Consider the following 5,342-nt stretch of genomic DNA (forward strand, 5'->3'; position numbering starts at 1 on the left):
TCCCCGTGGCGGCGCGCGCCGCCTCCGAGGGGTGCGGCACGGTGACGGCGGCCAGCTGGGCGGCGGGGTAGCTCACCACGGGAACGCCGAAACGTTTCGCCGCACCCGTGATCCCGGGCTCGCCCGCCTTCGACTCCACCGTGGCCAGCGCCGTCACCGACCCCGTGGCCAGCCCGGCCCCCCGCAGCGTCTCCTCGACCAGGGCGCAGACCTCCGCCACGGAAACCCCCGCGCGTCCACCGACCCCGACCACCACCTGCGTCGTGTACTCGCCCACCGGGGGCCCTCCCTCCGTAGTCACCGTCACCGTCACTGGCACTGGCACTGACACATCACAGGCACCGGCCGGTCGTCAACACTCCGCCGCCCCGCCACCCGTGCGCGGACGTGCGCGCGGGGCGAGGAGTCTGTATTCAGGGGCGCATGGCCGTGATCGTGGCGTTGGGCGCGTTCCTGATGACCCTGGCGGGCGGATGGGCGGCGCAGCGCGTCACCGACCGCCGCCATCTCGTGCTGGGCCTGGCCGGCGGGCTGATGCTCGGCGTCGTCGGCCTCGACCTGCTCCCGGAGGCCCTCCACGCGGCGGGCGACGAGGTGTTCGGTGTCCCGCTCGCCCTGCTGCTCTTCGTGGCCGGATTCCTGGTCGCGCACGTCGTGGAACGGCTCCTGGCGGTCCGCCAGGCCGCGCACGGCGCCGAGGACGGCGCCCGCGTCCCCCAGGTCGGGCTCACCGCGGCCGCGGCCATGGTCGGCCACAGCCTCGCCGACGGCGTGGCTCTGGGCGCGGCCTTCCAGGTCGGCGGCGGGATGGGCGTGGCCGTGGCGCTGGCCGTCATCACCCACGACTTCGCCGACGGGTTCAACACGTACACGCTCACCAGTCTCTACGGGAACGACCGCCGCAAGGCCCTGATCATGCTCTTCGCGGACGCCGTCGCCCCGGTCGTGGGTGCGGCGTCGACTTTGCTGTTCACTCTTCCGGAGGAACCCCTCGGCGCGTACCTCGGCTTCTTCGGAGGCGTCCTGCTGTACCTCGCGTCCGCCGAGATCCTCCCCGAAGCCCACCACAAGCACCCCGCCCTGTCCACGCTGATGTGCACGCTGGGCGGGGTGGCCGGGATCTGGCTCGTGGTGGGCATCGCGGACTGAGCGGCGACCGGGGGCGGCGGTCACCGCCGTGCTGCCGCGGCTTCCGAGAAGCGGCGCGCGACGGAGGGCTCCGCCGCCCAGTGCGTGTGCAGGTAGCTGGCGTGCACGCCCTGCTGCACGAAGCCCTCCACCCGCCGCTCCGGATGCGTGAACCCCCAGGCCGGAGCGGCCCCGGCGCCCGGCTCGATCACCGTCCGGTGGAACTCGTGCCCGCGCAGCCGGGTCCCGGCCTGCGCCAGCGCGCTGTCGGACACCGCCACCGCCTCGCGGTAGCCGAGGGTGAGGCGCTCCGACATCCGCGCCTCCGCGTCGAGCACCCCGCACATGGGCTTCCCGTCCAGCGACCGGCCGAGGTAGAGCAGCCCGGCGCACTCGGCGGCGACCGGGCCGCCGGCCGAGGCGAAGGCGGCGACGGCCGCCCGCAGCGGTTCGTTGGCGGACAGTTCGGGCGCGTACATCTCCGGGAAGCCGCCGCCGATCACCAGGCCGGCGGTGCCGGGCGGGAGCGCCTCGTCCCGCAGGGGGTCGAAGGTGACGACCTCCGCTCCGGCGGCGGTGAGCAGCTCGGTGTGCTCGGCGTAGGAGAAGGTGAACGCGGCGCCACCGGCGACGGCGATGACCGGTGCGCCGCCGCCGGAGCCCTGCCCCGGACCCCGCGCCTCGAACACGGGCGAGGCCGGATCGGGCCGATGGGGCGACCATGCCTCGCAGTTCAGGGGCGGGGCCGTGCGGGCCAGGGCCATCAGGGCGTCCAGGTCACAGCCCGCCCGGACCTGCGCGGCCAGCGCCGACACCGAGGCCAGCGCGTCGGTGTACCGCTCGGCCACCGGAACCAGGCCCAGGTGGCGCGAGGGCGTGGCCACCTGCGGAGCCCGCCGCAGGACGCCGAGCACCGGCATCCCCGCCTCCTCCAGGGCCTCCCGCAGCATCACCTCGTGCCGGTCGGAGCCGACCTTGTTCAGGATCACCCCGCCCAGCCGCACCTGCGGGTCGAAGGACGCGAATCCGTGGACCAGCGCCGCCACCGACCGCGACTGCGAGGAGGCGTCGACCACCAGCACCACCGGAGCCCGCAGCAACTTCGCGACCTGCGCCGTCGACGCCAGTTCACCCCGGCCCGCGGCGCCGTCGTAGAGCCCCATGACGCCCTCGACCACGGCCAGGTCGGACCCGGCCGCCCCGTGCGCGAACAGCGGAGCGATCAGGTCCGGCCCGCACATGAAGGCGTCGAGGTTGCGTCCCGGCCGGCCGGTGGCCAGCGCGTGGTAGCCGGGGTCGATGTAGTCGGGCCCGGCCTTGTGCGGGGACACGGCGAGGCCGCGCTCCGAGAAGGCCGCCATCAGGCCCGTGGCCACGGTGGTCTTGCCGCTGCCCGACGACGGAGCGGCGATGACCAGCCGGGGAATGTTGAACGAAGTCACCACTCGATGCCCTTCTGGCCCTTCTGCCCCGTGTCCATCGGGTGCTTGACCTTGGTCATCTCGGTGACGAGGTCCGCGAACTCCACCAGCTTCTCCGGCGCGTTGCGGCCCGTGATCACCACGTGCTGCGTGCCGGGACGGTTCCGCAGCACCTCGATGACCTCGTCGACGTCGATCCAGCCCCAGTGCATCGGGTAGGCGAACTCGTCGAGCACGTACAGCTTGTGCGTCTCGGCGGCCAGATCGCGCTTGACCTGCTCCCAGCCCTCCTTGGCGGCCTGCTCGTTGTCGAGCTGCGCGTCCCGCTGGACCCAGGACCAGCCCTCGCCCATCTTGTGCCAGACGACGGAGCCGCCCTCGCCGGAGGCACCGAGCACCTTGAGCGCGTTCTCCTCGCCGACCTTCCACTTCGCCGACTTGACGAACTGGAACACCCCGATCGGCCAGCCCTGGTTCCATGCGCGCAGCGCCAGCCCGAAGGCCGCCGTGGACTTGCCCTTGCCGGGGCCGGTGTGGACGAAGACCAGCGGACGGTTGCGGCGCTGGCGCGTCGTGAGCCCGTCGTCCGGAACGACGGACGGCTGTCCCTGAGGCATTACGCGGCCCTCCTGTTGTTGCTGCTGTGGGGTGAAGCGGTGGATGTCACCGCGGTACGTACGTTCTTCACGAGCCCGGCCAGCGAGTCGGCCCGCAGCCCGTCGAGCGTGACGGCGGGCCCGCCGAGGTCGCGGGCCAGTACGCCGGCCAGCCCCAGCCGGACCGGCCCGGACTCACAGTCCACGACCACGGAGGCGACGCCCCCGGCCTGCAGCAGCCGCGCGCTGTGCCCCGCGAGTTCCCGGGGGCTGCTGTCCGTACGGCCTCCGGCGTTCCCGGCCGAGGTGGCCCGCCCGTCGGTGACCACCACGAGCAGCGGCCGGCGCGAGGGATCCCGGAGCCGCTCGATCCGCAGCACCTCGTGGGCCTTCAGCAGCCCGGCGGCCAGCGGGGTGCGGCCGCCCGTCGGCAACTGCTCCAGCCGGGCCGCCGCCGCGTCCACCGAGGAGGTCGGCGGCAGGGCCAGTTCGGCCGTGGCACCCCGGAAGGTGATCAGACCGACCTTGTCCCGGCGCTGGTACGCGTCCAGGAGCAGCGACAGCACGGCGCCCTTGACCGCGCTCATGCGCTGCCGGGCGGCCATGGAGCCGGAGGCGTCGACGACGAAGAGGACGAGGTTGCCCTCGCGGCCCTCCCGTGTGGCCTGACGCAGATCGTCCTTGCGGATCACGAGGCCGCGCCCGTCGCGGCCGCGAGCCTTCTGGTGCGGGGCGGCGGCCTGGATGGTCGCGGTCAGGTGCAGTTTCGTCAGGTGCCCGCGCGGCCGCTGGGCGCCGGTGGTGCGGCCGTGGGCGGTGCGGGCGCGGGACCGGCGGCCGGACGCGCCCTCGCCCAGGCCGGGCACGCTGAGCATCTTGGTCCGGAACGGCTCGGCGGCCCGCACGGCGGCCTGCTCGGGCCCGGCGGTCTCCTGGGAGGAGGGCTGCGGAGCCTCCGGGGCCTGCGCGGGGGCCTCGCCGGTTTCGGGCGTGTCGCCGGTTTCGGCCGGGGCGCCCAGGTCCTGGGACCCGTCGCCCTGCGGGGGCGTGTCGGCGGGGCCGCCGTCGGGGCCACCGTCCGCGGGGCCGCCGTCGTCGGGGCCCTCGGGCTCGGGCTCGGGCTCCGGGCCCTCGTCGGGGAACTCGTCCAGGATCCGGTCGAGCATGTCCTCGTCCAGCCCCGGCGCGTCGAACGGGTTGCGCCGCCGCCGGTGGGGGAGGGCCAGCAGGGCGGCCTGCCGGACGTCTTCCTTCCGTACCTCGGTCCGCCCGGCCCACGCGGCCAGCGCGGTCGCGGTCCGCGCCATCACGATGTCGGCCCGCATCCCGTCGACCTCGAACCCGGCGCAGGTCGCCGCGATCTGCAGGAGCGCGGTGTCGCCGAGCGAGACCTTCGGGAGCAGCGCCCGCGCGGCCACCACCCGGGCACGGACCTCATGCTCGTCCCCGGCCCAGCGGGTCGCGAAGCCCGCGGGGTCGTCCTCGTAGGCGAGCCGGCGGCGGACCACCTCGACGCGCTGGGCGGGTTCGCGCGAGGCGGCCACCTCGACGGTGAGCCCGAACCGGTCGAGGAGCTGCGGCCGCAGCTCGCCCTCCTCGGGGTTCATCGTGCCGACGAGCAGGAAGCGGGCGGCGTGCCGGACGGAAACGCCCTCGCGCTCCACGTACGAGGCGCCCATCGCGGCGGCGTCCAGCAGCAGGTCGATCAGGTGGTCGTGGAGGAGGTTGACCTCGTCGACGTAGAGGATCCCGCGATGGGCGTCGGCGAGCAGCCCGGGCTCGAAGGCCTTCACGCCCTCGGCGAGGGCCCGTTCGATGTCGAGGGCGCCGACGAGGCGGTCCTCGGAGGCGCCGACGGGCAGCTCCACCATGCGGGCGGGCCGGACGCCGCCGGGGCCGGGCTCGTGCGGGCCGTCCGGGCAGGCCGGGTCCGGCGTGACGGGCGCGCAGCTGAAGCGGCAGCCCGATACGACGTCCACCTGCGGCAGCAGGGCGGACAGCGCGCGGACGGCGGTGGACTTGGCGGTCCCCTTCTCACCGCGCACGAGCACCCCGCCGACCGCTGGGCTCACGGCGTTGAGCAGGAGCGCCAGCCGCAGGTCGGTCTGGCCGACCACCGCGGTGAACGGGTAGGGCGTGCTCATGAGTTGCTCACTCCTTTGAAGGTGTGGGCCCGTGCCGGGGCTGCGCCCCGGAC

Annotated in this window: 5 protein-coding genes; 1 reads left to right on the forward strand and 4 read right to left on the reverse strand. The window is 74.6% G+C overall.

Features of this window, described 5'->3' with window-relative positions:
• The coding region (locus tag ACWGIU_RS28640; RefSeq protein ID WP_453710555.1) for a cobalamin biosynthesis protein at nucleotides 1–277 on the reverse strand (277 nt) is incomplete at its 3' end.
• 146 nt (nucleotides 278–423) lie between these two features.
• On the opposite strand from ACWGIU_RS28640, the gene ACWGIU_RS28645 reads away from it, so the two are divergent.
• A complete protein-coding gene (locus ACWGIU_RS28645) occupies nucleotides 424–1,149 on the forward strand; it encodes a ZIP family metal transporter (RefSeq protein WP_453710557.1) in 726 nt (241 codons plus the stop codon).
• A 20-nt stretch (nucleotides 1,150–1,169) separates the two neighbouring features.
• Here ACWGIU_RS28645 and ACWGIU_RS28650 read toward each other — a convergent pair whose 3' ends face one another.
• The 3 genes from ACWGIU_RS28650 to ACWGIU_RS28660 are packed head-to-tail and all read right to left on the reverse strand — an operon-like array spanning nucleotide 1,170 to nucleotide 5,289.
• On the reverse strand, nucleotides 1,170–2,573 hold the full coding sequence (locus tag ACWGIU_RS28650; RefSeq protein ID WP_453710559.1) for a cobyrinate a,c-diamide synthase: 1,404 nt from the start codon (nucleotides 2,571–2,573) through the stop codon (nucleotides 1,170–1,172).
• Nucleotides 2,567–3,166 (reverse strand): cob(I)yrinic acid a,c-diamide adenosyltransferase, encoded by a 600-nt coding sequence (cobO, locus tag ACWGIU_RS28655; RefSeq protein WP_030013115.1) that lies wholly within the window; start codon nucleotides 3,164–3,166, stop codon nucleotides 2,567–2,569. The genes ACWGIU_RS28650 and cobO overlap by 7 nt, the downstream gene beginning before the upstream one ends.
• Nucleotides 3,166–5,289, reverse strand: a complete 2,124-nt coding sequence (locus ACWGIU_RS28660; RefSeq protein ID WP_453710561.1) for a putative cobaltochelatase — start codon at nucleotides 5,287–5,289, stop codon at nucleotides 3,166–3,168. The genes cobO and ACWGIU_RS28660 overlap by 1 nt, the downstream gene beginning before the upstream one ends.
• Between the last annotated feature and the right edge of the window lie 53 nt (nucleotides 5,290–5,342).

The sequence above is a fragment of the Streptomyces sp. NPDC054840 genome, from assembly GCF_053611065.1.

Bases quoted from the DNA above. Each gene is read 5' to 3' on its own strand.
- ACWGIU_RS28645 (WP_453710557.1), top strand. From the start codon at position 424: ATGGCCGTGATCGTGGCGTTGGGCGCGTTCCTGATGACCCTGGCGGGC.
- cobO (WP_030013115.1), bottom strand. From the start codon at position 3,166: ATGCCTCAGGGACAGCCGTCCGTCGTTCCGGACGACGGGCTCACGACG.
- ACWGIU_RS28660 (WP_453710561.1), bottom strand. From the start codon at position 5,289: ATGAGCACGCCCTACCCGTTCACCGCGGTGGTCGGCCAGACCGACCTG.